At 70.2% G+C, this 26,811-nt stretch carries 27 protein-coding genes; 13 read left to right on the top strand and 14 right to left on the bottom strand.

Annotation, left to right across the window (positions count from 1 at the left end):
* The first annotated feature begins 756 nt into the window (after positions 1–756).
* Positions 757–2,241: a hypothetical protein gene (locus VGC13_RS22020; RefSeq protein ID WP_331127449.1), complete on the top strand. Its 1,485-nt coding sequence runs from the start codon at positions 757–759 to the stop codon at positions 2,239–2,241.
* Positions 2,242–2,346: 105 nt separating this feature from the next.
* Here VGC13_RS22020 and fabF read toward each other — a convergent pair whose 3' ends face one another.
* The 5 genes from fabF to VGC13_RS21995 all read right to left on the bottom strand — a co-directional run bounded on the left by fabF (position 2,347) and on the right by VGC13_RS21995 (position 7,411).
* Positions 2,347–3,609: a beta-ketoacyl-ACP synthase II gene (fabF, locus tag VGC13_RS22015; RefSeq protein WP_331127448.1), complete on the bottom strand. Its 1,263-nt coding sequence runs from the start codon at positions 3,607–3,609 to the stop codon at positions 2,347–2,349.
* A 118-nt stretch (positions 3,610–3,727) separates the two neighbouring features.
* Complete coding sequence (locus VGC13_RS22010) at positions 3,728–4,192, bottom strand: type II toxin-antitoxin system RatA family toxin (protein ID WP_331127537.1); 465 nt, start codon at positions 4,190–4,192, stop codon at positions 3,728–3,730.
* Between the two features lie 892 nt (positions 4,193–5,084).
* Positions 5,085–6,158 carry a M42 family metallopeptidase gene (locus tag VGC13_RS22005; protein ID WP_331127447.1) on the bottom strand — a complete coding sequence of 358 codons (1,074 nt, stop codon included), beginning with the start codon at positions 6,156–6,158 and terminating at the stop codon, positions 5,085–5,087.
* A 19-nt stretch (positions 6,159–6,177) separates the two neighbouring features.
* Positions 6,178–6,366 carry a hypothetical protein gene (locus VGC13_RS22000; protein ID WP_331127446.1) on the bottom strand — a complete coding sequence of 63 codons (189 nt, stop codon included), beginning with the start codon at positions 6,364–6,366 and terminating at the stop codon, positions 6,178–6,180.
* A 430-nt stretch (positions 6,367–6,796) separates the two neighbouring features.
* Entirely contained in the window at positions 6,797–7,411 is a 615-nt protein-coding gene (locus VGC13_RS21995; RefSeq protein ID WP_331127445.1) for a CoA pyrophosphatase, read from the bottom strand.
* 134 nt (positions 7,412–7,545) lie between these two features.
* On the opposite strand from VGC13_RS21995, the gene VGC13_RS21990 reads away from it, so the two are divergent.
* The 3 genes from VGC13_RS21990 (at position 7,546) to VGC13_RS21980 (ending at position 10,061) form a co-directional block, all read left to right on the top strand.
* Positions 7,546–8,754: a threonine ammonia-lyase gene (locus VGC13_RS21990; RefSeq protein WP_331127444.1), complete on the top strand. Its 1,209-nt coding sequence runs from the start codon at positions 7,546–7,548 to the stop codon at positions 8,752–8,754.
* Positions 8,751–9,065: an HNH endonuclease gene (locus VGC13_RS21985; RefSeq protein ID WP_331127443.1), complete on the top strand. Its 315-nt coding sequence runs from the start codon at positions 8,751–8,753 to the stop codon at positions 9,063–9,065. Before VGC13_RS21990 ends, VGC13_RS21985 begins: the two co-directional genes overlap by 4 nt.
* Positions 9,066–9,452: 387 nt before the next feature.
* On the top strand, positions 9,453–10,061 hold the full coding sequence (locus VGC13_RS21980) for a hypothetical protein (RefSeq protein WP_331127442.1): 609 nt from the start codon (positions 9,453–9,455) through the stop codon (positions 10,059–10,061).
* 100 nt (positions 10,062–10,161) lie between these two features.
* Here the strand turns inward: VGC13_RS21980 and hisIE are convergent, their stop codons facing one another.
* Positions 10,162–10,833 (bottom strand): bifunctional phosphoribosyl-AMP cyclohydrolase/phosphoribosyl-ATP diphosphatase HisIE, encoded by a 672-nt coding sequence (hisIE, locus tag VGC13_RS21975; RefSeq protein WP_331127441.1) that lies wholly within the window; start codon positions 10,831–10,833, stop codon positions 10,162–10,164.
* Positions 10,834–11,295: 462 nt separating this feature from the next.
* On the opposite strand from hisIE, the gene otsB reads away from it, so the two are divergent.
* Positions 11,296–12,087 carry a trehalose-phosphatase gene (gene otsB, locus VGC13_RS21970; protein ID WP_331127440.1) on the top strand — a complete coding sequence of 264 codons (792 nt, stop codon included), beginning with the start codon at positions 11,296–11,298 and terminating at the stop codon, positions 12,085–12,087.
* A 107-nt stretch (positions 12,088–12,194) separates the two neighbouring features.
* Here otsB and VGC13_RS21965 read toward each other — a convergent pair whose 3' ends face one another.
* Complete coding sequence (locus VGC13_RS21965) at positions 12,195–12,353, bottom strand: hypothetical protein (protein WP_331127439.1); 159 nt, start codon at positions 12,351–12,353, stop codon at positions 12,195–12,197.
* 169 nt (positions 12,354–12,522) lie between these two features.
* On the opposite strand from VGC13_RS21965, the gene hisZ reads away from it, so the two are divergent.
* The 4 genes from hisZ (at position 12,523) to VGC13_RS21945 (ending at position 16,064) form a co-directional block, all read left to right on the top strand.
* Positions 12,523–13,500 carry an ATP phosphoribosyltransferase regulatory subunit gene (gene hisZ / locus VGC13_RS21960; protein WP_331127438.1) on the top strand — a complete coding sequence of 326 codons (978 nt, stop codon included), beginning with the start codon at positions 12,523–12,525 and terminating at the stop codon, positions 13,498–13,500.
* Entirely contained in the window at positions 13,497–14,144 is a 648-nt protein-coding gene (gene hisG / locus VGC13_RS21955; protein ID WP_331127437.1) for an ATP phosphoribosyltransferase, read from the top strand. Before hisZ ends, hisG begins: the two co-directional genes overlap by 4 nt.
* Before the next feature lie 141 nt (positions 14,145–14,285).
* On the top strand, positions 14,286–15,521 hold the full coding sequence (hisD, locus tag VGC13_RS21950) for a histidinol dehydrogenase (protein WP_414683010.1): 1,236 nt from the start codon (positions 14,286–14,288) through the stop codon (positions 15,519–15,521).
* Between the two features lie 138 nt (positions 15,522–15,659).
* A complete protein-coding gene (locus tag VGC13_RS21945; RefSeq protein ID WP_331127435.1) occupies positions 15,660–16,064 on the top strand; it encodes a DUF6941 family protein in 405 nt (134 codons plus the stop codon).
* 85 nt (positions 16,065–16,149) lie between these two features.
* Here the strand turns inward: VGC13_RS21945 and VGC13_RS21940 are convergent, their stop codons facing one another.
* The 4 genes from VGC13_RS21940 to VGC13_RS21925 are packed head-to-tail and all read right to left on the bottom strand — an operon-like array spanning position 16,150 to position 17,561.
* Positions 16,150–16,557, bottom strand: a complete 408-nt coding sequence (locus VGC13_RS21940; protein WP_331127434.1) for a putative toxin-antitoxin system toxin component, PIN family — start codon at positions 16,555–16,557, stop codon at positions 16,150–16,152.
* Positions 16,554–16,772: a YlcI/YnfO family protein gene (locus VGC13_RS21935; protein WP_331127433.1), complete on the bottom strand. Its 219-nt coding sequence runs from the start codon at positions 16,770–16,772 to the stop codon at positions 16,554–16,556. The genes VGC13_RS21940 and VGC13_RS21935 overlap by 4 nt, the downstream gene beginning before the upstream one ends.
* Before the next feature lie 58 nt (positions 16,773–16,830).
* Positions 16,831–17,010, bottom strand: coding sequence for a hypothetical protein (locus VGC13_RS21930; RefSeq protein WP_331127432.1), 180 nt, complete (start codon positions 17,008–17,010; stop codon positions 16,831–16,833).
* Positions 17,007–17,561: a putative glycolipid-binding domain-containing protein gene (locus VGC13_RS21925; RefSeq protein ID WP_331127431.1), complete on the bottom strand. Its 555-nt coding sequence runs from the start codon at positions 17,559–17,561 to the stop codon at positions 17,007–17,009. Before VGC13_RS21925 ends, VGC13_RS21930 begins: the two co-directional genes overlap by 4 nt.
* A 363-nt stretch (positions 17,562–17,924) precedes the next feature.
* Here VGC13_RS21925 and VGC13_RS21920 point away from each other — a divergent pair, with 363 nt between their 5' ends.
* The 4 genes from VGC13_RS21920 to VGC13_RS21905 all read left to right on the top strand — a co-directional run bounded on the left by VGC13_RS21920 (position 17,925) and on the right by VGC13_RS21905 (position 20,326).
* Positions 17,925–18,050 (top strand): hypothetical protein, encoded by a 126-nt coding sequence (locus VGC13_RS21920; RefSeq protein WP_331127430.1) that lies wholly within the window; start codon positions 17,925–17,927, stop codon positions 18,048–18,050.
* Between the two features lie 357 nt (positions 18,051–18,407).
* A complete protein-coding gene (locus VGC13_RS21915) occupies positions 18,408–18,542 on the top strand; it encodes a hypothetical protein (RefSeq protein WP_331127429.1) in 135 nt (44 codons plus the stop codon).
* An 84-nt stretch (positions 18,543–18,626) separates the two neighbouring features.
* Positions 18,627–19,568, top strand: coding sequence for a DUF692 domain-containing protein (locus VGC13_RS21910; protein ID WP_331127428.1), 942 nt, complete (start codon positions 18,627–18,629; stop codon positions 19,566–19,568).
* The gene (locus VGC13_RS21905) at positions 19,568–20,326 is read left to right on the top strand and encodes a hypothetical protein (RefSeq protein WP_331127427.1); all 759 of its coding nucleotides are present in this window, start codon (positions 19,568–19,570) and stop codon (positions 20,324–20,326) included. The genes VGC13_RS21910 and VGC13_RS21905 overlap by 1 nt, the downstream gene beginning before the upstream one ends.
* A 593-nt stretch (positions 20,327–20,919) precedes the next feature.
* Here the strand turns inward: VGC13_RS21905 and VGC13_RS21900 are convergent.
* From VGC13_RS21900 to VGC13_RS21890, 3 genes are all read right to left on the bottom strand, one after another.
* On the bottom strand, positions 20,920–21,411 hold the full coding sequence (locus VGC13_RS21900) for a BON domain-containing protein (protein ID WP_331127426.1): 492 nt from the start codon (positions 21,409–21,411) through the stop codon (positions 20,920–20,922).
* Positions 21,412–21,436: 25 nt separating this feature from the next.
* Positions 21,437–22,153, bottom strand: a complete 717-nt coding sequence (locus VGC13_RS21895; protein ID WP_331127425.1) for a hypothetical protein — start codon at positions 22,151–22,153, stop codon at positions 21,437–21,439.
* A gap of 464 nt (positions 22,154–22,617) precedes the next feature.
* The gene (locus VGC13_RS21890) at positions 22,618–25,758 is read right to left on the bottom strand and encodes a S8 family serine peptidase (protein WP_331127424.1); all 3,141 of its coding nucleotides are present in this window, start codon (positions 25,756–25,758) and stop codon (positions 22,618–22,620) included.
* Between the last annotated feature and the right edge of the window lie 1,053 nt (positions 25,759–26,811).

Here is a 26,811-nt window from a genome sequence, read left to right as displayed (position 1 = left end):
TCCCGTGAAGCCGGACGGCACGGCGTGGCGCTCCTTCGGAATGACAGCTTCTCGCGGTGACAACGTGGAGTGGCGGCAACGCAGCCCCGCGCAGCTTGCGGGGCTTCCCGCAGTTCCAGCCGCGGGTTCACCCGCCCCAGACAATCCCGGCCCCAAACGATGCCGACCGTGGACGATGCCCGGCCCGACGGTGCCCGCCCCAGACGCGAAACAGCCTGCAACCGCGCGCGCAGTTGCAGGCTGTAACCTGTCCCCTGTCCCCTGTAACCTATCCCCTCAATTCCACCGCGCCGAACGCCAGCGACGCGTTGATCCCGCCGAAGCCGCATGCGCCAGCATCCGCCCCCTCTCTGCGACCCGGCGGGGAGGGGGCGATGCCGCTGGATGCCTGGAGGCTGTCCTCCCTGTGCCCGGGAAAAGGTTATTTGCATAATAGAGACACATAATGTATGAATAAGGACGAGAGCGGATGGTGGGTCGCTCGTCACCTCGGCAGGAAAGGTACAGATGGTGAGGAAACAGGAGGTATCTTCAAAGCGCTGGACCCGTATTCTGCTTGTCGGCGTGGGAATTGTTATGGCCGGATGCGGACGTGATGCGCCGCTGCATCCGCGCGACGCAGCTCGGCCGCCGGACCGTCCGTCTGCGCTGCTGAACCCGCTGTGCGCGGGCACCGGCGGGACGACCCACACGGCAGGGAGCATCTCGACGGCGGTAACCTGGGCCGCCAGCGGAAACCCGCACCGGGTGACCGGCATGATTACCCTGAACCCCGGCGGACTGCTCACCGTGCAGCCGGGGGTGATCGTCTGCTTTGACCCGCAGACGGGGCTGCGGTCGTATGGGGGACGGCTGGTGGCGCAGGGCTCGGCGTCCAGTCCCATCGTGCTCACCGCCCGGGACCCGGCGCTCGGCTGGTATGGAGTGAGCCTGCAGGGACTGCCGCCCGCCAGCAGCTACCTGGCCCATGCGCGGGTGGAGTACGCCAGCCTGTATTCCACCGCTGTGGCCGCATACATCCACCCGCTGACGATCGACAGCACCATCGTGCGGCAGAGCGGGGGTGGCGTTCGGTTGGAGGGGCGCTCGCGGTTCAGGCTCTCGCGCGTGGACACCACCACCAACCGCGGCATCGCCGCCGTTACGCTGGGCGATAGCGCTGGCTTCGACCGGTCCGTCATCCTGCACGCGGCCGGGATCGGGATGCAGATCGACGGGACGGTGAGGGTTGGCGTGGGTGCCGGTCGCATCGAGGGCAGCGGTGGCGTGGGCATCCGCGCCCTGCAGGCCACCAGCTTTGGGTACGTCGCACCTGTCCGCGTCATCGGTTCAGGCAGCTACGGCATCGAGACTAGCCCTGCCGTCCTGCGCAGGCTCTACGGTTCCCTCAGTGACCAGGACAGCCTCAAGGGGAACGCACGCGACACGGTGCTGATGATGGGCGGCCCCCTGAACGGACTGCTGCACGCGCGCGCCGGGATGCCCTGGCGCGTAGCCGGGTCCATCGACGTGGGCGCGAGCGGGACGCTGCGGGCCGACCCGGGATCGCTGATGGTGCTGGACCCGGGCGTGGGGATCAGCACGCATTCCGGCGGGCGCGTCGAGATCCGTGGGACCTCGGCCAATCCAGTGGTGCTCACCGCGTCCGACCGGGCCTTTGGGTGGGACGGCCTTACCCTGAACGGCACGCCTACGTGGGCCAGCTGGATCACCAACGCGCGCGTGGAGCACGTTGCGTATTCGCAGACTGCCCTGGTGGCCAGCGCAACGCATCCCGCCGTCGTGGACACCGTCGTGTTTCGGCAGAACGGGCGCGCGGTGTCGCTGCTTGCCACAGGCTCGCGGCTTACGCACAGCCGCGTGGACACCACGCTTTCGTCAAACGGCCCCGCGGTGGAGCTGGGCGCCAACGCCATCCTGGAGAGCACTCTTGTCCGCGCGTCCTCGCGCGAGGGGGTGGCCATCCGCTCCGCCACGGTACAGGTGCGGTCGTGCGAGGTGCGCGAGAGCGTGACGGACGGCATTGTGCTGGACGTGGCCGTTCCGGTGCACAACTGCAACCTGGTGGACAATCTGGGCGTGGGCGTGCGCAACTTGGACCCGTCCACCGCGGTCGACGCCACGAACGTCTGGTGGGGCGATGCCGGCGGACCCACGGCTCCGGCAGGTGACGGCGTCGCCGGCGCCGTGACGTACACGCCGTGGCGCACCACGCCGTTCGTGCTGCCGTACGTGCCGTAGCCGCCGGACGGTCCGCGACCTGTCCATACGCGAAACAGCCTGCAACCGCGCACGCAGTTGCAGGCTATTCCCTATTCCCTGTTCCCTATTCCCTGCCGTTCCCCCTCACTCCACCGCGCCAAACGCCAGCGACGCGTTGATCCCGCCGAAGCCGAAGCTGTTGCTCACGATGCGCCGCACGGGCATGTCCAGCCCCTCGCCGGTCACGTAGTCCAGGTCGCACTCGTCGCCGGCGGTTTCCAGGTTCAGCGTGGGCGGAACCCAGCCGCGCTGGATGGTGAGCGCGCTGATGGCCGCCTCGATGGCGCCCGTGGCGCCCAGGCAGTGCGCGTGGTACCCCTTGGTGCCGCTGACCTTGAGCGCGTCCGCGTGCTCGCCGAACACGCGGCGCAGCGTCTGGCTCTCGGTGCTGTCGTTGAGCGGCGTGGACGAGGCGTGGGCGTTGATCACCTCCACGTCCTCGGGCCGCAGGCCGCCGGTGCGCAGCGCGTCGCGGATGGCGCGGCCCGCCTGCGCGCCGTCGGGGCGCGGCGCCGTCATGTGGTGCGCGTCGTTGCTGGTGCCGTACCCCAGCACCTCGGCGTAGATGCGCGCGCCGCGGGCCCGGGCGGCCTCCATCTCCTCCATCACCAGGATGGCCGCGCCCTCGCCCATCACGAACCCGTCGCGGTGCGCGTCGAACGGGCGCGACGCGTGCGCGGGGTCGTCGTTGCGGGTGGACATGGCGCGGATGATGGAGAACGCGCCGTAGCACAGCGGCGCCAGCGGCGTCTCCACGCCGCCCGCCAGCACCACGTCCACCTCGCCCAGGCGAATGGCGCGCCACGCGTCGCCCACCGCGATGGCGCCGGACGCGCAGCTCATCCCGTTGGTGGAGTTGATGCCGGTAAGGCCGAACTCGATGGCCACGTTGCAGCTGGCCGCGCCGTTGAACACCGCCAGCGCCAGCATGGGGTCCACGCCGCGGACGCCCTTGTGCACGTAGTTGGTGAACTGCCCCTCGCCGTACGCCACGCCGCCCAGCGCGCTGCCGATCAGCACCCCGGCGCGATCCGAATCGAGCGACGCGGGGTCCAGCCTGGCGTCGTCCAGCGCCAGCCGCGCGGAGGCGATGGAGAACTGCGCGTACCGCTCGGTGCGGCGCGCGCGGTTGCGGTCCATGTAGTCGGTGGGCTCGAAGCCGTCCACCTGCGCGGCGATCTGCGAGCGAAAGGGCGACGGATCGAAGCGGTCGATCTTCCGCACGGCGGACTGGCGGCGGCGGAGCCCGTCCCACAGCCCCTCCACGCCCGTGCCGATGGGCGTCACGCACCCGATGCCGGTGATGGCGACGCGGCGCAGGCCGGCGGGGTGGCTGATATCCGTCATCGAGAACCGCTCATGGTCATCCAGAAAAACAGGGGCGCGGGAGGGGATTCCACCGCTCCCGCGCCCACCCTTGGGGTCATCCGCCGCCCTGTACACCGGACCGCGGCCGAGGTGCGCGTCATCGGCGCTCCACGTACCGCTTGATGCCGGCCAGCGTGCGGCTGGCCACGTGGTGAATGAACACGGGGCCGATCACCGCGTCGGCGATCGCCCGCCGGCCGATGCCGGGAAGCGGCCACGCCGGCCCCCCCTTCCAGTCGTGGACGATGCGGACGCGGGTGTTTCCGCCGCCCGCGTCCTCGAAGGTCCACTCCACGTCCATGCCGGTGGTGATGCCGTCCACGTGACGATAGAGGACGGCGGGGCGCGCGGGATCCAGGTGCATCTCCGAAACCCACCAGACGGGATACTGCAGCGGCCCGAAGCTGCGCCGCGCCGCCATCTCCACCAGCCCCGTGCCGAAGCCGTCCCTGCGCTGGAACCGTACCCAGCGGTAGTGCGGCAGCCGCTCGGGCCACCGCTCCACGTCCGCCCCCGCGTTGAAGCACGCCTCCACCGGCGCGCGCATGACGGTCTCATCCACCGTGTACAACGGACCTCCCGGGCATGGTGTGCGGCGCGCCGATTCGCGTGCAGGGATTGTAGAGGGATGAGGCCAAGCCGGCAACGGGCCCCGATCGCCACGGGCTAAAGCCCGCGGCTGGAACTGCCACAAGCCCCGCCCTGGGCTCGCGGAGCTCGCCCGGCGGGGCTTCAACCCCATGGGCGCTGCGCGCACATCGGAGGCGCGGCAAACAATGCTTCCGCGTCCGCGTCTGTCATTCCGAAGGAGGCGCCGGACGGTGCCTGCCATCGCGCAGTCCTGTGGCGCCGACTGAGGAATCTACCGTCGGTGTGCTGGTGGCCTGCTGGACCACCCAGGACTTGCGGCGTCCCCCGGCCGGGCATCGTCCGGCACCGGTGTAGCCGCGGCTGTGGCGCGGGCTGCCGCGTCCGCCCTCCAGGAGGCCGAGAGTAGATTCCTCGGCCCTGCGACCTGTTGCGCGAAGGGACGGCGACGGGTGGCCGGGCCTCGGAATGACAGCCTTGTCTCGGCAAGAACTGAGCTGATCTGTCATTCCGAAGGAGGCGCCGGACGGTGCCTGCCATCGCGCAGGCCTGTGGCGCCGACTGAGGAATCTACCGTCGGTGTGCTGGGGGCCTCCTGGACCACGCAGGACTTGCGGCGTCCCCCCGGCCGGGCATCGTCCAGCACCGGTGTAGCCGCGGCTGTGGCGCGGGTTGCCGCGGCCGCCTTCCAGGAGGCCGAGAGTAGATTCCTCAGCCCTGCGACCTGTTGTGCGAGGGATGGCAACGGGTGGCTTGGGCCTCGGAATGACAGGCGCGGGGCGTGTGTTTTTGTGCACAAAAGGGGCCCGCCTCCAGTCTGGAGGCGGGCCCCTTCATCACCCGCTCACCCGTTCACCCGCTCACCCTCAGCGGGGGATGAAGTCGTCCTCGGCGCGGATGGCGCGGCAGAAGGCGGCGATCAGCTTTACGGTGGCGTCGACGTCATCCAGCGACACCACTTCGTTGGGGCTGTGCATGTAGCGGTTGGGCACCGAGATCACCGACGTGGCCACGCCCAGGCGCTGCAGGTAGATGGCGTCGGCGTCGGTGGAGGTGAGGCGGGGGCTGCCCTGGATGGTGTAGGGTATGCCCTCGCGCTCCGCCGTCTCGGCCATCCGCTCGAACATCATGGGGTGGATGGACGAGCCGCGCGAAAGCACCGGCCCGCTGCCCAGCTTGTGGTCGCCCAGCTGCTTCTTTTCCACCCCCGGCGCGTCGGTGGCGAACGTCAGGTCCACCACCACGGCCAGCCTGGGATCGACGCGGAAGGCGGAGGGGCGGGCGCCGCCGCCGCTGTAGCCGATCTCTTCCTGCGTGGTGGCGACGGCCGTCACCTGCGCGGCCGGCATATCGCCCTTTGACAGCTCGCGGAGCACCTCGAGCACCACGTACGCGCCGATGCGGTTGTCCACCGCGCGGCTGGCGATCATCCGGTTGCCCAGCTCGATGAGCCCGGCGTCCACCACGCCGGGGTCGCCCACGCGCACGCCCCGGCCGGCGGCGTCGTCCAGGTCGCGGGCGCCGATGTCCACCCACAGGTCCGTCATCTTGACGGCCTTTTCCTTTTCCTCGGGCTTGATCAGGTGGATGGGTTTTTTGCCTACCACGCCGACGACGTCGCCCTTGCGGGTAAGGAAGCGGATGCGCTGGCCCACCAGCACCTGCGGGTCCCACCCGCCGATGCCGTCGATGTACAGCATCCCCTCGTCGTCCACGTGCGTGACCATCACCCCGATCTCGTCGACGTGGCCGGCCAGCATGATGCGCGGCCCGTCTGCCGTGCCGATGCTCGCGTACGAGTTGCCGGCGACGTCCACGTCCACGTCGTTCGCGAAGGTCTCGGCCTCGGCGCGCCACACGCGGGCGGCGGCGGTCTCGAACCCCGATGGGGCGGGGGCGTCGAGCAGGTTCCTGAGGAAGCTGAAGGAGTGGTCGTCCATTGATCGGTTCCGGCTCTTGTCAGGTTTGCTGCTGTCCGTCGCGAGCGTCGGCGGCGCGCTGCACGTCGGGGGTGTAGGCGTGGTACAGGTGCTTGGTCAGCACTTCCGCCGCGTACACTTCGGGCGGCAGGTCTTCGAGCGTGGCCAGGGCGCGGAGCGCCTGGGCCTGCCGCGTGGTCAGCTGCAGCGTGAACGGCTCGCGGGGCATGTCTCTGTCAGGCGAACGTCAGTGGTGCGGGCGGTTCCGTTGCGCTCCGGAAGGCCCGGTGCGAGCCGCGGGCGCCCCCTCCGGCTCGCTTAGGCTCGCCACCTCCCCCAAAACTGCTGGGGGAGGTTGGGGTTGCCGCGGAGATCGAAGCGCTTCGAAGTGCGTTGCACTGCGTCGGCGCGGGGCCCCTCCCCGCTCGTTCCTAGCGGAGAGGGAGAATTCGATCCTGCTCCGGAGAGCCTGTCTCTCGCGTCACCTCCCCGCGCAGTTTGCGGGGGAGGGCCGGGGAGGGGCGGCACCGGCGCCGGCCGAACCATCCCGATCTCAGCCCACAGTCCGCGAAGGCGGACTTCGCGCTCTTCCAGCGGCGAATTCATTCGCTCCGGAACGCGGCCCGCCGAAGCGCCGGATCCGTGATCCCCCGCCGGGTCTACTCCCCCGCCGCGTCCACGACCTGCGCGTAGATGCCCAGGAACGTGGTCAGGATGCGGTGCGTAAGGCCCCACACCACGTACCCGCGCGCATCGAAGGCCGGAAAGCGCATGGGCTCGACGCCTTCCATCTCGAACAGGAACTCGGTGACGGCGCCCGGGTGCAGCAGCTCGTGCACGGGTACCCAGACAGCCGCGTCCACCTCTTCGTTGGGCACGGCTTCCGCGTCCGCCGGCACGGCAAAGACGAACGGGCGAACGGCGATGCGCGGCGCCCGCGAGGACTGCGGCCACACCGGCTCCACCGCCCCCAGCAGCCGCCCGCCCGCGGCCACGTCGATCCCCACCTCTTCGTGCGTCTCGCGCGCGGCGGTGGCGGCGGGGCCGGCGTCCTCGGCCTGCTCGCGCCCGCCGGGGAGCGCCACGTGCCCGGACCAGGGGTCGCCCTCGCGCTCGGCGCGGCGGATGAGCAGCAGCTCCAGACCCTCGGGCCCGGGGCGCAGCAGCACGGCGACGGCGGCGCGCGGCAGGCCGGGATCGTGCGGCGGCTCCGTGAACGTGCGCGCGGCGAGTGCACCGGCCAGCGCGGCGATCGTGGAGTCCTCCGGCGTCACGGCAGCCGCATCTCTCGCTTCGTCCCCTGGGGAGCGGTCCGGCAGGCCAGCTTGCCCCCGCCGCGACGGGAGGTTATCACATTGCGTTCACGATGGCAACCATTCTGTCCACTCCGGCTCTATATCGCCACCGCATGGTCACCCTTCAGGACGTCCGCGACGCACGCGACCGCATTGCGGGCCGGGTGGTGCTCACCCCCTGCACGCCGTCCGAGACGTTCGGCGAGATGTTCGGGGGGCACGCCTGGTTCAAGTTCGAGAACCTGCAGCGCACCGGCAGCTTCAAGGAGCGCGGCGCGCTGAACCGCATGCTGCTGCTCTCGGACCAGGACCGGCCCCGCGGCGTGATCGCGGCCAGCGCGGGGAACCACGCGCAGGGGGTGGCCTACCACGCGGCGCGGCTGGGCATTCCCGCGACCATCGTGATGCCCGAGCGCACGCCGCTGGTCAAGGTGATGGCCACGCGGGGGTACGGCGCGCGCGTGGTTCTGCACGGCTCCGTCTACGACGAGGCCATGGCCGAGGCGCTGCGCATCCAGGCCGAAGAGGGGCAGACGCTCATCCACCCCTTCGACGACCCGGCGATCATCGCGGGGCAGGGCACCATCGGGCTGGAGCTGCTGGAGCAGGTGCCCGGCCTGGACGTGGTGGTGTGCGGCGTGGGCGGCGGCGGCATCATCTCGGGGATCGCGCTGGCCATCAAGGAGATCCGCCCCGAGGTGCGCATCGTGGGCGTGGAATCGGCCGTGCTGCCGGCGGCGCTGCGGGCGCGCGAGGCCGGCCGGCCCATCGTCATCCCCCCCGCGGAGACCATCGCCGAGGGGATCGCGGTGCGGAAGATCGGCGAAGTGACCTTTCCGCACATCGAGCGCTACGTGGACGAGCTGGTGACGGTGAGCGAGGAAGAGATCGCCGCCGGGGTGCTGCTGCTGCTGGAGCGCGAAAAGACGGTGGTGGAGGCGGCGTGCGCCACGACGGTGGCGGCCGTGGTGAACGGGCACATCGCGGGGCTGGCGGGAAAGAACGTGGTGATGGTGCTGAGCGGCGGCAACATCGACGTGACGCTGATGTCGCGCATCATCGAGCGCGGGCTGGTGCAGGACGGCCGGCGCGCGCACCTGCGGGTGCGGGTCAACGACCGGCCGGGAACGCTGGCGACCCTTACGGCGCTGCTGGCGGAGACGGGCGCCAACATCCAGAAGCTGGACCACAACCGCGCCATGGCCGACCTGTGGGTCACCGAGGCGGAGATCGACCTGACGCTGGAGACGCGCGGCCGTCCGCACGTGGGCGAGATCGTGGCCCGCCTGACCGCCGCGGGGTACGAGGTGGTGGAGGGATGAGCCCGGAGCCGATCGACGTTCCCCTGCGCGACCGGATCTTCAAGCGGGACGGGTACCGCTGCGTGTACTGCGGCGTTCCGTTTCCCGCGGAGCAGCTTTCGCTGGACCACGTGCAGCCGCGGATGCGGGGCGGCGACAACTCCGAGGGCAACCTGGTCACCGCCTGCCGCGCCTGCAACACGCGCAAGGGCTCGCAGCCGGCGTGGGCCTTTCTGGCGGAGCTGCCGGAGGAGCGCGCCAACTTCCTGCACTACGCCACGGCCGTGTGGCCCCGCCACCTGCGCGCCATCCGCGAGGCGGCGCAAGACTGACGTTCCGCCACTTTCTGTGATTTCGATCAGGCGCGCGGGACTTTTCCTTCATCTCGCCCGTACGCTCGCTTCCTCCCTCCTCGTGGCGGGCGAAGGACCCGCTTTCATCGCTCCCGGGGCGCCGCTTCGTGTCCTCCCGGTCTGCCCGCGCACTCGCGCCGCGTGGATGGAGATCATCCGCGCATCTGCTGAAATATCTTCATCTTTGCTGAAATCGGCAGAAATCCTGACAAATCGGGAACAGGCCCTCGCCCGGGGATGCACAAGCTTTGTCGAGTGGCGCCCACTTTGCATAGCGGGCCAGGCGGGGGTACGGCGGCGGCGGGGGCGCGGCAGGCGCTACCGATCGGCCGCAAAGTGGTTCGCACAACTGCAGGGAGTTGTACCGTGGCGCGCAGCAGGATTCAGCAGATCGAGCGGACGCTCGGCATGGCCACACGGTTCCTTGACGAGGTGAGGACAGACCTGGGACGCGCGGCGCTGGAGGGGGCGGACATTCCGCCGCGCCTGCGAAGCGTCCACGAAAAGCCGGGGCACGCGACGCCCGAGTTCCGCACCGTCGCCATCCCGGTTCCGGACGGGATGGGCGGTGTGCCGCCGGAGATCCTGTCGGGGACCATCGCCCGCTACGCGCACACCAAGAAGCCGGACTGCCTGCTGCTGGCGATGGAGGCCGAGATGGACGCGGACGGCCAGGGAAGCCGCCAGGTGCTGATCGCGGAGGCGCGGGACCGCACGGGAACGCGGATGTACTGGATGCAGCCGTACAGCCCGGCGGGGTCGCACGTGGACTGGGACGAGCCCCTTACCGGCGGATGGTGCGACCCCGGCGAGGCGGAGATGATCCTGGACGCCGCGTTCAGCCGGGCCGAGGCGCGGGCCCTGCGCGACGACGACGCGCCGCGGACGACGGCCGACGAGGCCCGGCGCGACGCGCGGCGGCAGACGCCGCAGCAGGACCGCGAGGTGCCGCTGGCGGTGGCGGGGCGGGACTGAGGCAGGACCGAAGGTGGAGTACCTGGTGCCTGGTCCCAGTATCGAGGTATCGAGTGCCCAGTGCCGAGGACCGGTGCTGGGCACGTTTGTTTTCCGCCGGTCAGCTGCCGTCGGAGGCGCGCGTGGGGCCGGGCTCCGGCCGCGGCACCGCGCCGAAGCGGCGTTCCAGCTCGCCCCACACCTGGTCCGCGTCCAGCCCCTGGGCGCGCCAGAGCACCATCAGGTGAAACAGCAGGTCGGCGGACTCGGAGCGCAGTTCGGCGTTGTCGCCGTTCTTGGCGGCGATGATGGTTTCCGCGGTTTCCTCACCCAGCTTCTTGAGGATCTTGTCCGCGCCCTTGGCGAACAGGTAGGTGGTGTACGATCCCTCCGGCCGCTCCTGCTCGCGCCGCGCGATGATCTCGCCCAGCCGGGTGACCATGTGGCGCGGATCGGGCGCTTCGGCCAGCTCGTCCCCGGCGACGCGGTAGAAGCAGCTGCGCTCGCCGGTGTGGCACGCGGGGCCGGTCTGGCGCACACGGTACAGCACGGCATCGGCGTCGCAGTCCACGCGCACGTCCACCACCTCCTGCGCGTTGCCGCTGGTTTCGCCCTTCATCCACAGCGCCGCCCGCGACCGGCTCCAGTAGTGGGCGCGGCCGGTTTCCCGCGTGCGCTGCAGCGCCTCGCGGTTGGCCCACGCCAGCATGAGCACCTCGCCCGTGCGTGCGTCCTGCGCCACGACCGGCACCAGGCCGCGCTCGTCGAAGGTGATGGTGTCGGTCCAGGGCATGCTGTGCGGCCGGGTGGTTGCGTTTGGTGAAGGGAAGGAAGGGGACAGGTTACAGGAAGGGCAGGGAATAGGGAATAGGGAACAGGGAACAGGGAACAGGGAATAGCGGGATTGACCGCGAGGAGAGCGAGACGCGCGGAATTGCTTAGAGCTGCGCCCGCGGGGGGCTCTCTCCCCCGCCGACTTCGCCGCTCGTTCCTCGCGGCTCGCGGCGACCCCTCCCCCAAACTGCGGGGGAGGGGTGTGCACCGGCCTGGAGGCGGCGGATAACCCAATCCGGGCTGGGGTGTGCACGGGCCTGGAGATAACGGACAACCCCTTCCCCGGGGTTGGGGCCCGGGGTTGGGGGAGGGGTCGACCGCCGTCGCGAGGAACGAGCGAAAGGCCGATCGGGGAGAGGCCCCGGCCGTCGCAGCGAACCCTGATCACGGCACTGGCACTAGGCACTTGGCACTTTTCGTTATGCACGCACTCGAACGGGTACCGGTCTGGACGGATGCATGGCGCGCATCGGGGCGCCTGGTCCTGATGCTGGATTTCGACGGGACGCTGGCGCCCATCGTGGACCGGCCGGAGATGGCGGCCATGCCGGACCGCACCCGCCGCGCGCTGGAGCGGCTGATGGCGATGGACGGCGTCACGGTGGCGGTGGTGAGCGGGCGCGGGCTGGCGGACGTGCGCGAGCGCGCGGCCATCCCCGGCATCGCCTACGCCGGCAACCACGGGATGGAGATCGAGGGCGCGGGGCTGCACCGCATTCATCCCGAAGCTGCGGCGGCCCGGCCCGCGCTGCAGGACGTGGCGGCGACGGTCGAGGCGGCGCTGGAGGGTGTGGACGGGGCGTTCCTGGAGGACAAGGGGCTCACGCTCAGCATCCACTACCGCCTGGCGCCCGACCACGCGGAGGAGGTGCGCGAGATCGTCCTGGAAGCGGCGGGCGGCAGGACGGAACTGGCGGTGACGGAGGGGAAGATGGTGCTGGAGGTGCGGCCGCGGGTGGAATGGGACAAGGGCAGGGCCGTGACCTTCCTGCTGGAGCAGATGCAGCCGCCGCGAGACGCGCCCATCCTGTACCTTGGCGACGACCGCACGGACGAGGACGCGTTCCGCGCCCTGCGTGACTGGAGCCCGAGGGCGGAAGGCATCCTGATCGCCGAGCAGCCCTCCGCCGAATCCGCCGCGGCGTCGTATCTCCGCGACCCCGCCGAAGTCGGCGCGCTGTTCGAAGCGCTCGCCGAACCCCGCCCGCTGTAACCTGTCCCCTGTAACCTGTAACCTGTAACCTATTCCCTATTCCCTGTAACGAAACGGCGGGCCTCTCGAGAGAGGCCCGCCGTTCACGTACCCGCTTCGCGCAGGGGTCAGACCGGGCGACGGCCGGTGATGACGCGCCAGGCGATGATGATCACGGCGATGATGAGCAGGATCCAGGCAATGCTGCCCAGCGCCTCGATCACACCGCCCACACCCAATAGCGCCACGAGCAGCAGCACGACGCCGATGATGAGCAGAATGTCCACGGTCGTTCTCCGATTTTCCAGGTGAGTCCTGCGGTACTTCACCTAACTGTGCCACGGCAGTAGCACCTACCGTGCCAAATGGGGCAGGTGTTCCATCCTTCGCACCACGTACAGGCTTTGCCCAACCGGGATTGCCGGCTCCGGCGGGGGGCTGGTATCTTTGCCGGCTATGCCCACGAACAGACTGGCGCAGGTGCCGCCCGGATCGCAGGACCTGCTGGCTGCCGACGTACGGCGCCGGCGGCGCGTGCAGCGCGTGTGGTTCGACCTTGCGGAGCAGAGCGGATACAGCGAGGTCATTCCGCCCACCTTCGAGTACGAGGAGGTGTTCACCCGCGCGGGGACCAAGCTGGCCAGCGAGCTCATCCGCTTCGTGGACCGCGACGGGCGGCTGGTGGCGCTGCGGGCCGACTTCACCAGCGCCATCGCGCGCATGGCCGGCACGCGCCTGCGCGACGCCGAGACGCCGCTGCGGCTGTCGTACGCCGGCAAGGTGTACCGCCAGCGGCCCGAGGGCGGCGGGCACGCGCGCGAGACCTTTCAGCTGGGCGCCGAGCTCATCGGCAGCGCGGGGGCCGAGGCCGACGTGGAGGTGCTGCGGATGGTGATCGCCCTGCTGCGCGCGCTGGAGATCGGCGACTTTCAGATCAACCTGGGCGACATCCGCTTCGTGCGGCCGCTGCTGGCCAACCTGCAGCCCGACGAGGCCGAGGCGCTGCAGACGGCCATCGACCGCAAGGACCGCGCGGCGCTGGCCGAGGCCGCCCGCCGCTATGGCGCGGCGGCCGCGGTGGCGCGGGCGCTGGTGGAGCTTCCGGAGCTCATCGGCCGGGGCGAGGTGCTGAAGCGGGCGCGGTCGCTGGCCTCGGGGCCCGAGGCCGAGGCGGCCATCGAGCGGCTGCGCGCCATCGACGGGCTGCTGGCCGAGGACGAGCGGGCGCACGTGGTGTACGACCTGGGCGAGATCCGCGGGCTGGGCTACTACACGGGGATCCAGTTCGAGGTGTTCGTGGCGGGCGCGGGGCGCGCGGTGGCGTTCGGCGGGCGCTACGACGAGCTGATGGCGCTGTACGGGCTGGACCGGCCCGCCGTCGGTTTTGCGCTGGAGACGGACGCGCTGGCCGAGCTGGTGGGGGAGGCCTCGTGAGCCGCCCGCTGCGCATCGCGCTTCCGAAGGGGCGGATGATGGACGAGGCGCTGCTCCTGTTCGAGCGCATCGGCTCCATCATCGACCCGGCCGCCCGCGACTCGCGCCGGCTGATCCTGCCCTCGGCGGACGGCCGCTTCGAGTTCCTGCCGGTGAAGAGCGGCGACGTGCCGGTGTACGTGGAGGCCGGCGTGGCGGACGCGGGCGTCGCGGGAAGCGACGTGCTGGACGAGCGCGAGCCGGACGTGCTGCGGCCGCTGGACCTGGGCTTTGGCGGGTGCGCGCTGGCGGTGGCGGCGCCGCGGGACGCGTCGTATCCGCACCTGCCCGGCGGCGGCATGCCCCGCGTGGCCACCAAGTACGACGAGAGCGCGCGCCGGCACTTCGCCGCCCGGGGAATGCAGGTGGAGGTCATCCACATCTCGGGCTCGGTGGAGCTGGCGCCGCTGCTGGGGCTGGCGCACTGGATCGTGGACCTGGTGCAGACCGGCCGCACGCTGGCGGAGAACGGGCTGGTGGTGGTGGACGAGATCTCGAGGTCGAGCGCGCGGCTGATCGTGAACCGCGCCAGCCACAAGCTGCGGCTGGAAGACCACCAGCGGCTGATCGCGGACCTGGCCGGCGCCCTTGAACGCAGTGCGTGAGTGCGGAAGTGCGTGAGTGCGGAAGTGGCTCGATCCGCCGTTCACTCACGCACTCACGCACTCACGCACTCACGCACTTTCCGGATTTTGCCCGATATCCGAACCCTGCGCGTGGCGCCGCCGTTCCGCGAGCTGCGGGAGATGGCGGCGGCCGCATCCACCGACGACCCGGCGCTGCGCGACGCGGTCGCCGGCATTCTGCGCGGCGTGGCGGCGCGCGGCGACGCGGCGCTGCTGGAGTACACGGCGCGCTTCGACCGCTTCGACGCCGGGAGCGCGGCGGGGCTGCGCATCGGCGCCGACGCGCTGGCACAGGCGGCGGCGTCCGTCGATCCCGCGCTGCTGGACTCGCTGCGGCGCGCGGCCGAGAACATCCGCCGCTTTCACGAGCGGCAGCGGGAGCACGGCTTTCTGGACATCGACCCGGACGGGACGGTGCTGGGGCAGCGCGTGGCGCCGCTGCGGCGCGTGGGGATCTACGTTCCCGGCGGGCGGGCGGCGTATCCGTCCTCCGTGCTGATGAACGCCATCCCCGCCTCCGTGGCCGGGGTGGACGAGATCGCCATGGTGACGCCCACGCCTGGCGGCGAGGTGCTGCCGGTGGTGCTGGCCGCGGCGCACGTGGCGGGGGTCACCGAGGTGCTGCGGATCGGCGGGGCGCAGGCGGTGGGGGCGCTGGCGTACGGCACGGAAAGCATCGGCCGCGTGGACAAGATCGTGGGCCCCGGCAATAAGTGGGTGGCCGAGGCCAAGCGCCAGGTGTTCGGCGCGGTGGACATCGACATGGTGGCCGGCCCTTCCGAGATCCTGGTGATCGCGGACGAATCGGCCGATCCCGTGCACGTCGCCGCGGACCTGATCGGCCAGGCGGAGCACGACCCCGACGCCATCGCCTGGCTGGTGACGACGTCCGCGGAGCTCGCCGCGCGGGTCCCGGGCGAGACCGACCGCCTGCTGGAGCGCAACCCGCGGCGCGACGTGGCCCGGGCGGCGCTGGAGGCCAACGGCGCCATCGTGATCGTCGATTCGCTGGAGGACGCGGCGGCGGTGGCGGACCTGCGCGCGCCTGAGCACCTTGAGCTGCTGGTGGAGCAGCCGCTGCTTCTGGCGGGGCGCATCCGCAACGCCGGCGCCATCTTTCTGGGCGCCAGCAGCCCGGAGCCGATGGGCGACTACTTCGCGGGACCCAACCACGTGCTCCCCACGGGCGGCACGGCGCGGTTCGCCAGCCCGCTGGGCGTGTACGACTTCGTCAAGCGCACCAGCCTGATCGGCCTGTCGCCCGCCCGCCTGCGCCGCGACGCGGAGGACGTGATCCGGCTCGCGGAGTCCGAAGGCCTGTTCGGGCACGCGGAGGCGGTGCGGGTACGGCTCTGAAGTGCGTTAGTGCGGTAGTGCGTGAGTGCGGAAGTGGCTTGATCCGCAGTTCACTCCCGCACTAACGCACTCCCGCACTCCCGCACTAACGCACTCCCGCACTAACGCACTTTTCAACGACAAGATCCGGAAGATACCGTGAAGGTTCTCTACTCCGTCATCGCCGAAGACGCCCAGCTGCGCAACGATGGGCGCATGGACGTGCACGGCGTGTTTCACGAGCTGTACGCGCGCGGCTTTCCCGCGCAGCAGGACCGGCTCACGCTGGTGACCACCATCGAGTGGGACGCCACCGAGCGCGGCGCCATCGACTTCAGCGTGAACCTGCTGGACCCGGACCGCGCGCCGGTGCTCACCATCAATGCGCAGACGCAGGTGGAAGACCAGTACGCCATCCACCGCCCGGCACGCACGCAGATGGCCATCCCCATCGACCAGCTGATCTTTCCCCGCGCCGGCACCTACGTGTTCGAGCTCACCGTGGGCACGACCAGGCAGGACCTTACCCCCATCTACCTGGTCGAGGATCCGGACGCGCACTGACGCACACGGCCGCGGCGCATCCCTCCGCCGCGGCCGTCGCTCCAGCATCCCAGGTTTCTCGCGTCGAGCGCGACGTCACGCTGGATCACGGAGACCCTCGCAGCAGCTGCCACAGCGCGCGCGGATCCATGATGGCCAGCTCTCGCACTTCATCCTTGATCGATAGCAGGTCCTTGTCACCCGTCACAAGGACGTCCGCTTGTCCAAGCAGCGCTGAAGCAAGCACGAAGCTGTCGTCCGGCTCCCGCACGAGATACGGGCGGGGATCGTGCGGGGCGGGGATCGTGGTGTAACGACGAAGGGCGGAGATCTGCTGGTCGACAGCGGGCTGCGGGACTTTGAGCTTTCGGGTCAGAATCCGCTCCAGTTCCACCAGCACGACTTCCGCGCAGAGCAGTTCGTGCTCTGCGATAATGATCTGCAGGAGATCGGCAGACAGTCCTCGTGTTGCCAGAGCGCTCACGAGGACGTTGGTATCGGTCAGAATCCTCAAGACACGTCGCGGAAGACGTCCTCGTCCGTCAACCATCCCGCAGCCTCGGCAAACGGCATGATCTCCTGCCGCATGGCGAGAAACTCACTGAGGCGGATCTGTCGGCGAAGTGCGTCTCGTACCATCTCGCTGCGCGATTTTCCTGAACGCTCGCATGCGCGATCCAGTTCTTCCTCAAGCTCGTCGTCCAGCCGCACCGTTAGGACCGTTGCCATACTCCCTCCTGTGTTTGTATGACGTTGTCTTACAAAGTATATCGTGCTGGCTTTCCCCTCAAGTGTCGCTTCTCCGCACGTGCAGCCACACCACGCCCGCGGTCCCGGTGCCGATGAGAGCGAAGCGGAAGATCGTCTGGGCACGGGTGGGATCGGGGCGGATGAGGAACAGGATGCAGCCGTACAGCGCGACGAAGACCAGGATGAAGCGCAGCTGATTCTCGCGCGCCGGGCTCATCCGATCGCTTCCCAGAAGTCGGGATACCGCGTGACGAGCCCGGCCTGATTCACCTCGATGTCGCGGACGAAAGCGCCGCCCGCGCTCTCGTAGCGGTACGACGTCTCGCCCGTGCGGCGATAGGTCTGCTCCAGCCGTTCCAGGTGAAAGCCGGGAAAGCGCAGCCACGCCGCGCCCACCGCGCCTTCCTCCCCAATCCGCAGGTCCAGCCGGCGGATGGGGAGCAGGTTCGTGGACGGGCTGAAGTTGAGGTCCACGTCCACGCACCCCTCCACCCCCGGCACCTCCGCCCCATTCAGCCGCCAGCGCCCGTCGCGCGCCTCAATCTGCGCCTTCACCTCGCGCTCGCCGATCCAGCCGCTCACTCGCGCGCTACGCGTGCGCCACGCCGCGTCGCAGACGATGTGGTAGTCCAGGCGCACCGGCTGCGTTTCGTGCAGCAGCACGGACGCGCCGCGAAGGTGCCACTCGCCCTCCACGAATTCCAGGCGGGCGGCCTCGTGGCCCGGCCGGTCCACCCATCGCCACAGGATCAGGTGCGGTGTGCTCATGGTGCGCGCTGAGAGGGACTGCGGATCGGGTTTCTGAGAATCGCGGGGATCTACGCCCGGAGAGGAGGCGCGGCAAGAGGAGAATCGGCGCGGATGTGAGGCTCGATCACCACGTTGTCGGATGCCCATCACCAGGAACGATCCTCATCGCCAGATTCGATCTTATGGGGACACTGGGAGAAGTATCGATCTGCCGCAGGCCCGCTTTGCCTCCTCCCGAGCAGATCGTAGTCGAGCCGCGCTCGTACTGCCGCGCGGACGGCACCCGGTGTGAACATTTTACGACGTATTGCGATAAATGGAATGAGCCGCTATCCTCTACGTGCAACCTGCCGGTCCGTCACCCGTACCCCGGAGGATCCCATGGCCGCCAGCACCGACCCGTACGATCCGATCGATCCGATCGATCCGACCAGCTGCCCCACGTGCCGCTCGGGCTTCCAGCCCGTAGATCCGCCGTACGAGGACGCGATCGATCCCAAGTACTGAGTGCAAAGCCGCCGCCCCGAGTCGAAGCTGATTCGGGGCGGCGGCTTTGTCTCCGTAGTCCCGGCCTGCCTCCACTGCCGCGCACCGCTCCCCGGGTGGAGCCCCCGGCATACGCTCGGACATCCGGCATTGCTGCATCGCATAGATTCCATTGCGCCATATTTATTGCGTTTATAAAGCAGCTTTTGCGGGGTGATCCGGAATCGAGGAGCAGATTCTCCGACCTGCCGAGTTCGGAGGGTGCGGATCATCCGTACTGAACGTATTTCTTTTTGCGCCTGTATTGCTTGATTTCGCGGATTCCGCTATCCTCGTCGTGCAATCCAACCCCCCCAACCCCTTTTCGAGGATAACCCCATGGCCACCAGCTTCGTCCCGTTCGAGCCCGTCGAGCCCAAGGAGCCCGTCGATCCGACCAACTGCCCCACCTGCATGTCGGGCTTTCAGCCGGTCGACCCGGGCTTCGAAGACGCAATCGACGCGAACTACTGAGCCGCAACGCCGCCGCCCGGTCCCCCTTGGGCCGGGCGGCGGCGCGCATTCCGATCCTGCCGCCGCACTCGGATGGAGCCCGCCATGGACGCCGCCACCTTCGCCGCCCCGACCCCCGCCCGCGCGCACCTGGAAGCGCTGCCCCGGCTGGGTGTGGGGCTGCTGTACGTGCCCTCGCTGCCGCGCTTCATCCGCGAGCACGTGGACGCGCTGGACTACATGGCCATCGTCCCCGACCGCTTCTGGGTGGACGACGGACCGGGTGTGGGCCCGCGCTTTCGCGATTTCGACCGGCAGGTGGAGGTGCTGGACTGGGTGGCCGCCCGCAAGCCCGTCGTGGGGCACTCCGTGGGGCTTTCCATCGGCAGCGCCGACCTGTTCGACGTGGAGCACGTGGAGCAGGTGGCCCGCTGGCAGGCGCGCTACGGCTTTCCCTGGCACAGCGACCACCTGTCGTTCAACCGCCTGCCCGGGATGGACGCGCACAGCGAAGAGGCGGGGCTCGCCATCCCCGTGCCCTACGACCGCGAGGTGCTGGACATGGTCGCCGAGCGGGTGCGGCGGGTGCGCGAGATCGTCCCCGTGCCGTTTCTGCTGGAGAACAACGTGTACTACGTGGACCTGCCCGGGCAGGAGATGACGGAGCCCGAGTTCCTGGACGGGCTGTGCGACCGCGGCGGGTGCGGGCTGCTGCTGGACATCCACAACGTGTACGTGAACTCGGTGAACCACGGCTTCGACGCGCGCGCGTTCCTGGCCGCGGTGGACCTGCGCAACGTGGTCGAGGTGCACATCGCCGGCGGCAGCGAGATGGCGGGGATGTACACCGACTCGCACGCCGGGCCGGTGGCCGGGCCCGTGTGGGACCTGCTGGACGAGGTGGTGGAGCGCGCGCCCAACCTGTGCGGCATCACCTTCGAGTTCGAGGACCACTACCTGCCGGCGCTGGGCGGCCACGACGGCGTGCTGCGCGAGCTGGAGCGCGCCCGCCAGGCGTGGGCCCGGCGCCCCGCCGCGGAGGGCTGATGTCGCTCGCGCAGTTCCAGCGCGCCATGGCCGACATGGCCGCCCGGCCCGCGCTGTGCCGGCGCGTGCTGGACGAAGGCCACGCCGCGCTGGCGGCGTACGACCTTACGCCGCTGGAGCTGCGGCGGCTGGCCAGCGCGGCCGACCAGCGGGGGATGCGGATGAACTGCATGCTGTACCGCAACGGCCGCCTGTCGCCGCTGGTCTCGCAGCTGCCCGGCACCTTTCACGTGCTGGGCTACCGCCTGCGCGAGGTGGCCGAGGCGTTCTGGGCCGAGAATCCCAGGGTGCCGCGCGGCGTGCCCGGCGAAATGCGCCGCTTTGCCGCGTTCCTGCGCCGCCGCATCAGTGAAGGCGCGCTGGACGAGCCGCTGCTGGCCGAGGTGCTGGACTGGGAGATGGAAACGTACGAGCTGGCGCTGCTGCCTCCCGAGCGCACCCGCGAGTCCGTGGCCGACGCCGCGGCGCGCGCGCGGCCCGACGCGCCGCTGCGCCCGCACCCGCTGGTGGGCGTCGCCCGCTTTACGCGCGAGCCGTTCGCCGTGGTGCGCGCGCTGGCCGAAAAGCGCCCGCTGCCGTACGACCACGCCGCGCCCGGCGAGTACCACGTCCTGGTGGACTTTCGCGGCGCGCAGCGCGGCCTGGCGCCGCTGGACGCCGCCGTCGCCGCCGCCTTCCGCGCCCTGCGCGCCGGCCAGCCGCTCCCGCCGGAGTCCGCCGCCCCCCTCGTTGAACAGGGCCTCGCCGTCGCGGCGTGAAGCTCGTTCGAGATCGAAAGCAGAGCCGGCGGAAACCTTTCCGCTGGCTCTGCTGCGTGCGTGAACAAGCAGGCTGATCCCGCATCCACAAAGCAGAGAAACGACTCGCTTCCGCTGCTTTCTCTGCATGAGAATCAGTCTTTTTGCCGCAGTGGATAAGAACAGGAAGGGGAGAGCTTGATCATTTCCCCTCTGTGTTTGTACAATTGATCATGGACAAAGAAGACAAAGGCAGATCGCGGTCGAGAAAATCGGCAGCTGACGCGAATCATCCGACTGAAGTGGAGCGCGGGGAACTGTCGCGCCGGTCAGAGGAGCATCGAAGAAACCCTGACAACGCGATTCCGCTCGAGGATGCGCTGCAGAGCATCGAGCGGTCTCTCGGATATGATCGTAATGCGACCCGGAGGGGGGCGCCGGCGGGTGCAACCGGGCGTCTGCCGGAGCGGGATCGAATTCTTTCCTCTCCGCGAGGAACGACGGGGGAGGGGCCGGGAGCGGGGCCGGGGAGGGGCCCGAACATAAGAGCGGGTCCCGGCGCGATGCCGGGACCCGCTCCTCGTGCAGGCTATTCCCTGTTCCCTATTCCCTGATCAGTGGCTCTCCCGCGACCCGTACCCCTCGCCCATCGGCCTGTCGGGCGGGTTGTAGCTGGCCCCGTCGTTCACCGACTCGGTGACGCTGTGCGTGCCGTAGGTCTGGGCGCCCAGGTCCTCCACCAGGTGCGCGGCGGTGTCGGACTGGTTCTCGTTGCTCTCACCGTACTGCGCGTCGACCTCCATGTCCTGCATCACCGCGTCGTCCGCCGCCTCGGGCATCTCGCCGCGGTGCAACTCGTCCACCACCAGCTCGTTGGTGAACGCCTCCAGCCCCAGGATCTCGGTGATCACCTGCTCGGCGACGGAGACCTCGCTGTCGCTGCCCACGCGGCCCGAAAGCGTCACGTGCCCGTCCTGCACGCGCACGTCGATCCACCCCGCGTCCACCTCCGGGTGCTCGCCCAGCTGCTGCACCACAAGGTCGTACAGCTCGTCGTCCGTCATCCCCGAAAAGTCGAAGATGTCCCCCGTGTACCTGCCGGCCATGCGGCCCTCCCCCTGACGGTGTGCTTTAGAAGTGGATCGCCCCGCCCACGCTGATCCCCAGCCCCGGGTTCCACTCGCTGCGTTCGGCGTTGGCGCCGGTCAGAAAGCCGCCGGGCGTCTCCACCCGCGACAGCCGGCCCTGCACCTCTACGCGGAGCGAGGCGTTGCTCCTGGGAAACCAGTCGGTCCCGAGCGACGCCCCCACCGCAAGGGCGGGGCCGTACCGGAACAGCGCGGCGTCGTCGATCCCCTCCTCCTCCGCGAACGTGCCGCGCAGGTCGCCCGCCAGCCCGCCCGACGCCGAGACGAACGGCGCCAGGCCGTTCCAGGTGCGCGGCCCCGTCACGTGAAAGAGCAGGGCCAGGTCGGCCATCACCACCGTCGCGGGAACCTCGGTTTCCAGGTCCACGGCCAGCACCTGCGTGCTGTCGGCGTTGAAGCCGGCGTCGTACAGGCGGCGCGTGGTGGGGCTTATCCCCACGCTTCCCACGACGGAAAGGGGGCCCGCCGCGCGGATCTGGTAGCGCACCCCGAACACGGGGGCGGAGCGCGGGGCCATGGCCGCCGAGGTGCTGTCGGTGATCCCCACGTCGGGGTCGGTGATCAGGTATCCCGCGAAGAGCCCCGCCGACTGGCTCTGCTCCACGTAGTCGTAGGGCGAGGGAATGGTCTGCGCCGCCGTGGCGCGGGCGCCGGCCGCCAGGGCAACCGCAAGCAGCAGGACGGTCCGCGAAAATCGCATCATGAGGGCCAGGTAGTGAGGCAGTGCCTGCCGATTGAAAACGGGCACGGCGGGGCGCACGGGCCCCGCCGGGAAGAACGCTTCGGTCCCGGACGCGGGCTGCTCGTCCAGGACCGGCGCTTATAGCCGCCCGAAGCTACGGTTTGTTCCGCCGCGCACGCAAGGAGCGCCCATCCACCCCTCGCGCGCGCCCCGCTCCGCGGGCCCATCCCGAGTCCACGGAGAGACTTGTCTCACGCAGAGGAGGCAGAGGCCGCGGAGAAACGCATCCCTCTGCGGCCTCTGCTCCCTCCGGGTGAGACATTCTTTTGCTGGAGCTGGCGTTGCGAAGGAACGCAAAGGCGCGGAGAACGCTTCTCCGCGCCTCCGCGCATCGAGTCCGGCGGTATGATGCGAACGGCCATGAAGGTGGAGGGGACGGTGCCCGGCCCGGGGATGCGCTCCCGGGCCGGAGACCTTCCGCGTCAGCTGGCCGGCGTGCTGACGATGGCGCTGGTGGCGAACGCCGAGCAGCCGGAGACGTTGCACGCGCGCACCTGGTAGCGGTACGCCCGGCCCGCCAGCAGCCCCGTGTTCGTGTACAGCACCGTGTTCGCCGCCGCCGTGGCGATGCTGGCGTACGCGGGCCAGGTGCCGTCCGGGTTGCGCAGCGCGCGGTACACCTGGAACGACGTCTCCACCGCGCCCGGGTCCGTCCACGTCAGCCGGATCTGGCTGGCGCTGAGCGGGGTGGCCGCCAGGCTTCCGGGCGCCGCCGGCACCGGCGGAATGGTCAGCGTGGCGCTGACGGTGCCCACCGAGCAGCCCGCCGCGTTGCAGGCGCGGATGCGGTAGCGGTACGCGCCCACGGCCAGCCCGGTGTTGTTGAACAGCACCTGGTTGGGCGCCAGCGTGGCGATGTCGGCGAACGCCCCCACCACGCCCGCGCTGCTCACCGGCGCGCGCGAGACGACGAACGAGGCCTCGTTGGCGCTCCCGTCGGTCCACTGCACCCGGATGCTGCTTCCCGACAGCACCGTCCCCGTGACCGCCGGCGGAGCCGCCGGGACCGTGGGCAGGGTGACGATGTTGCTGGTGGCCCACGCGGAGCACCCCGCCGGGCTGCAGGCCCGCAGCTGGTAGCGGTAGGCCCCGCCGGCCACCAGCCCCGCGTTGTTGAAGCTGGTGGCGTTCGCCGCCAGCGACGTCAGGGGGGTGTAGGCGGGCCAGGTGCCGTCCGCGTTGCGCTGTGCGCGCGCCAGGCTGAAGAGCGTCTCGTCGCTGCTCCCGTCCGTCCAGGAGACGGCGGCGCTCGTCCCCGAGGCCACGGCGGCGACCAGGTTGAACGGCGCCGAAGGGGGCGCGGTGGGAATGCTCACGTCGCCCGTCTGCACCCAGGCGGAGCAGCCGGCGGCGTTGCATCCCCGCAGCCGGTACTGGTAGACCGTCCCCGCCGTGAGCCCCGAGATGTTGTTGTACACCACGCTGTTGGCGGGCGGTGCGCCGACGTCCACCCACGCGCTCCACACGCCGGTGGAGGAGAGCGCGCGCCGCGACACGGTGAAGCCGGTCTCGTTCACGCTGGCGTCCGTCCATGCCAGCCGGATGGACGTGGCCGAGGCGGGCACCGCCGTCAGGTTCAGCGGCGCGGCCGGCGGCCCGCCGCTGGTGGCCGACAGCGTGACGCCCGCGTAGGCGCTCCACCCGTGCAGCATCACGTAGTAGGTGCCGGGCAGCGGGTTGGCCACCTGGCAGCTCTCCACGTTGCCGCCCATGTAGGGGCGGCAGTCGTACTGCGAAAAGGTGGGGACGCTGCCGTAGCGCACGTACAGGTCCACGTCGCCCGTGCCGGCGCTGGTGGCCACGGTCAGGCTGGTGGCCCCCGCGGGCACCTGCACCGCGTAGAACCGCTGGCTGGCGCTGATGCCCGACAGCCCGGTGCGCGGCGTGCCCACGGCCAGGAGGGTGGGCGTGACCACGTTCACGGTCACGGCCACCTGCGCCGAGCCGTTGGTGGCCTGCGGGTCCGAGACCGTCAGCGTGCCCGTGTGGGTGCCCGCCGCCAGCGACGCGGAGTTCACCGTGGCGCCCAGCAGGGCCGTGTAGCCCTCGGTGAGCCGGCCGTTGGCGGGGTCCATCGTCAGCCAGGGAAGGCTCCCCGCGGCCGTCCAGTTGAGCGGCGTGGTGCCCGTGTTCGACAGGGTCACGCGGCTGGAAAGCACGCTGCTGCCGCCCACTTCCTCACCCTCCGCCAGCTGTGCCGCCGGCTTGGGCGGCCCCTCGCCCGCGGACAGGAACGACTGCGCGGGCGCGTTCGCCGCCTCCGTCGCCGCCGTGCCGGCGATGGGGCGCACGAAGGTGAACGAGAGCGCCGTGGGGTTCAGCCCGATGGTGGCGCCCGGCGCCGGAAGGGTGAGCGGCGAGAACAGCAGCCGGTTGGGTGAGCCGGTGCCCGGGTCGGTCACCTTCCCGAACGTGCTGGTGGCGACGATCTGCGCCGCCACCGTCGCGGGGGTGGCCGTGGGGCTGCCCTCCAGGTACAGCGCGGCCACGCCCGCCACGTGCGGCGAGGCCATCGAGGTGCCGCTGATGATGTTGGTGGCCGTGTTGCTGGTGTGCCAGGCGCTGGTGATGTCCGATCCCGGCGCGAACAGGTCCACGCAGGTTCCCCAGTTGGAGAAGTAGGAGCGCGCGTCGCCGCTGGTGGTGGAGCCCACCGTGATGGCGTTGGGCGTGCTGGCCGGCGAGTAGTTGCAGGCGTTGCCGCTGTCGTTGCTGGCCGCCAGGGCGTACACCACGCCCGAGCTGATGGACGCCTGCACCGCCTGGTTCATGGGCGCGTAGTAGCCGCCCGCCAGCGACATGTTGGCCACCGCCGGCTTCTGCGCGTTGGCCGTGACCCAGTCCACGCCGGCGATGACGCCGGACCACGTGCCGCTGCCCGTGCAGTCCAGCACCCGCACCGAGATCACCTGCGCGCCCTTGGCCACGCCGTACGTGGCTCCCGCGATGGTGCCGGCCACGTGGGTGCCGTGCCCGCGGCAGTCCTGTCCGTTCAGCCCGTCGTTGATGAAGTCGGTGCCCACGCTGGCGCGGCCTCCGAACTCGGCGTGCGCGGTGCGGATGCCGGTGTCCAGCACGTACACGCGCACGCCGCTCCCCGTGCGGTTGTAGACGTACGTGGTGTTGAGGGGAAGCCCGCGCTGGTCGACGCGGTCCAGCCCCCAGGTGGCGCCGGTCTGCGTGGCGGTGGTGTGGACCCGCCCGTCCTGCGCCACGTACGCCACGCGCGGGTCGCGCCGCAGGGCGTCCACGCCCGCGGGGGTGAGCGTGGCCGCAAAGCCGTGCAGCGCGGTGCCGTAGGTCTGATGCACCTTGCCGCCGTGCGCCGCCACCACCTCGCGCGCCACCGCGCTGGCGGTGCTCACCTGGGCGCCGTGCAGCACGACCACGTAGCGGCCGGGCAGCGAGTCGGCCCCCGCCGCGACCAGGGGTGCCAGCGCCGCCTGGCCCACCTCGGCGCGGGCCTCGGTGGGAAGCCCGGGCCGTTGCTGGTCGCACGCCGCCAGCGCGGCGGCCAGCAGAACAAGGGAGATCCGCGGAAAGGTTCTTTGTGGCTGACGCATGATGGGTACTCCCGGCTGAATGGAGGCGGGTTCGCCTGCCGGGGAGGTACGGTCGTCGGCACGGATGGGGACCGGGGCCCGGGCGGGCGCCGAGGTGGGGCACGAGTGTGCCGGATGAGCCGTACGGGAGAGGTGCGGCAGGCGGGGGTCAGCACCCTGGATTTGGTGCCGAGCAGAGGATAATGCCCGCGCTCCTTTGAAGCAACCATTTTCTTCCCCCCCTGCGCCGCGGGAGCGTAGCAGGCAGGGCGGCGCGGGTCCAGGTGCTCCGATCACCGCGCCCGGCCGATCCCGAATCCCGCGAAAAGACTGGCCTCATCCTCATGCCCATTCCGGAAAAGGACAGCGTCTGGCCCCATGCCGCCCCCTGACGATGGACGTGGGCGGAGGGTTCTCGGGATCGCGCATCAGGTGGTGTGTCCGGCCTGGTCACGTGCGCGCCTGAGAGGGTGTTGCCAAGCCTCGCCCTGCGATTGACTTCCTGAGAGGGTGTTGCTAAACCTCGCCCTGCGATGACTTCCTGAGGGAGGCGCTGCCCTGTAACTCGCTTGTACACTTGTACCTTGGCGCCGACCGAAGGACCTCGCTGGCACAAACCGAGGGGCTGGTTCCACGGCATGGAGCCGGCCCCACCTCGCCGGAGAGCAGATCCTTCGGTCGCGCGCAGGCGGTTGTGTGGAATCGGTTTGAGGGAGGCGCCGCTCCGCAACCTGCAGGTACGATGGACTTTGGCGCTGACCGAAGGATCTCGCCGGCAGAACCGGGGGCTGGCTGCCGCGCCCGGAGGACAGTCCTTCGCGAAGTCGGACGAGATCCTTCGGTTGCGCGCAGGCGGTTGTGTGGCTTCTTGTTACGCGTGGTGCGCTCCCTCAGCTCAGAGCGTGTTGAAGAATCCCTGCGCTCGCGCCCGGATGTCATTTCGAAGGAGGCGCCACACCGCACCATCGGCTCGCACGAAATCCTGCGCGCCGACTGAGAAATCTACTGTCTGCTGCTGGTGCCCCGCTGCACCGCTCCGGCACTGGCCCTGTCCGCCCGTGTCGTAGCCGCAAG

The sequence above is a fragment of the Longimicrobium sp. genome (assembly GCF_036399255.1).
Lineage (GTDB): Bacteria > Gemmatimonadota > Gemmatimonadetes > Longimicrobiales > Longimicrobiaceae > Longimicrobium.
Note: the sequence above shows the minus strand (reverse complement) of the source record. Positions and strands in the feature narration are given on the sequence as shown.

Excerpts from the sequence above, each read along its gene's own strand:
- VGC13_RS22020 (WP_331127449.1), top strand. The coding sequence starts at position 757 with ATGATTACCCTGAACCCCGGCGGACTGCTCACCGTGCAGCCGGGGGTG.
- fabF (WP_331127448.1), bottom strand. The coding sequence starts at position 3,609 with ATGACGGATATCAGCCACCCCGCCGGCCTGCGCCGCGTCGCCATCACC.
- VGC13_RS22005 (WP_331127447.1), bottom strand. The coding sequence starts at position 6,158 with ATGGACGACCACTCCTTCAGCTTCCTCAGGAACCTGCTCGACGCCCCC.
- VGC13_RS22000 (WP_331127446.1), bottom strand. The coding sequence starts at position 6,366 with ATGCCCCGCGAGCCGTTCACGCTGCAGCTGACCACGCGGCAGGCCCAG.
- VGC13_RS21990 (WP_331127444.1), top strand. The coding sequence starts at position 7,546 with ATGGTCACCCTTCAGGACGTCCGCGACGCACGCGACCGCATTGCGGGC.
- VGC13_RS21985 (WP_331127443.1), top strand. The coding sequence starts at position 8,751 with ATGAGCCCGGAGCCGATCGACGTTCCCCTGCGCGACCGGATCTTCAAG.
- hisIE (WP_331127441.1), bottom strand. The coding sequence starts at position 10,833 with ATGCCCTGGACCGACACCATCACCTTCGACGAGCGCGGCCTGGTGCCG.
- otsB (WP_331127440.1), top strand. The coding sequence starts at position 11,296 with ATGCACGCACTCGAACGGGTACCGGTCTGGACGGATGCATGGCGCGCA.
- hisZ (WP_331127438.1), top strand. The coding sequence starts at position 12,523 with ATGCCCACGAACAGACTGGCGCAGGTGCCGCCCGGATCGCAGGACCTG.
- hisD (WP_414683010.1), top strand. The coding sequence starts at position 14,286 with ATGGCGGCGGCCGCATCCACCGACGACCCGGCGCTGCGCGACGCGGTC.
- VGC13_RS21935 (WP_331127433.1), bottom strand. The coding sequence starts at position 16,772 with ATGGCAACGGTCCTAACGGTGCGGCTGGACGACGAGCTTGAGGAAGAA.
- VGC13_RS21930 (WP_331127432.1), bottom strand. The coding sequence starts at position 17,010 with ATGAGCCCGGCGCGCGAGAATCAGCTGCGCTTCATCCTGGTCTTCGTC.
- VGC13_RS21925 (WP_331127431.1), bottom strand. The coding sequence starts at position 17,561 with ATGAGCACACCGCACCTGATCCTGTGGCGATGGGTGGACCGGCCGGGC.
- VGC13_RS21920 (WP_331127430.1), top strand. The coding sequence starts at position 17,925 with ATGGCCGCCAGCACCGACCCGTACGATCCGATCGATCCGATCGATCCG.
- VGC13_RS21915 (WP_331127429.1), top strand. The coding sequence starts at position 18,408 with ATGGCCACCAGCTTCGTCCCGTTCGAGCCCGTCGAGCCCAAGGAGCCC.
- VGC13_RS21910 (WP_331127428.1), top strand. The coding sequence starts at position 18,627 with ATGGACGCCGCCACCTTCGCCGCCCCGACCCCCGCCCGCGCGCACCTG.
- VGC13_RS21905 (WP_331127427.1), top strand. The coding sequence starts at position 19,568 with ATGTCGCTCGCGCAGTTCCAGCGCGCCATGGCCGACATGGCCGCCCGG.
- VGC13_RS21900 (WP_331127426.1), bottom strand. The coding sequence starts at position 21,411 with ATGGCCGGCAGGTACACGGGGGACATCTTCGACTTTTCGGGGATGACG.
- VGC13_RS21895 (WP_331127425.1), bottom strand. The coding sequence starts at position 22,153 with ATGCGATTTTCGCGGACCGTCCTGCTGCTTGCGGTTGCCCTGGCGGCC.
- VGC13_RS21890 (WP_331127424.1), bottom strand. The coding sequence starts at position 25,758 with ATGCGTCAGCCACAAAGAACCTTTCCGCGGATCTCCCTTGTTCTGCTG.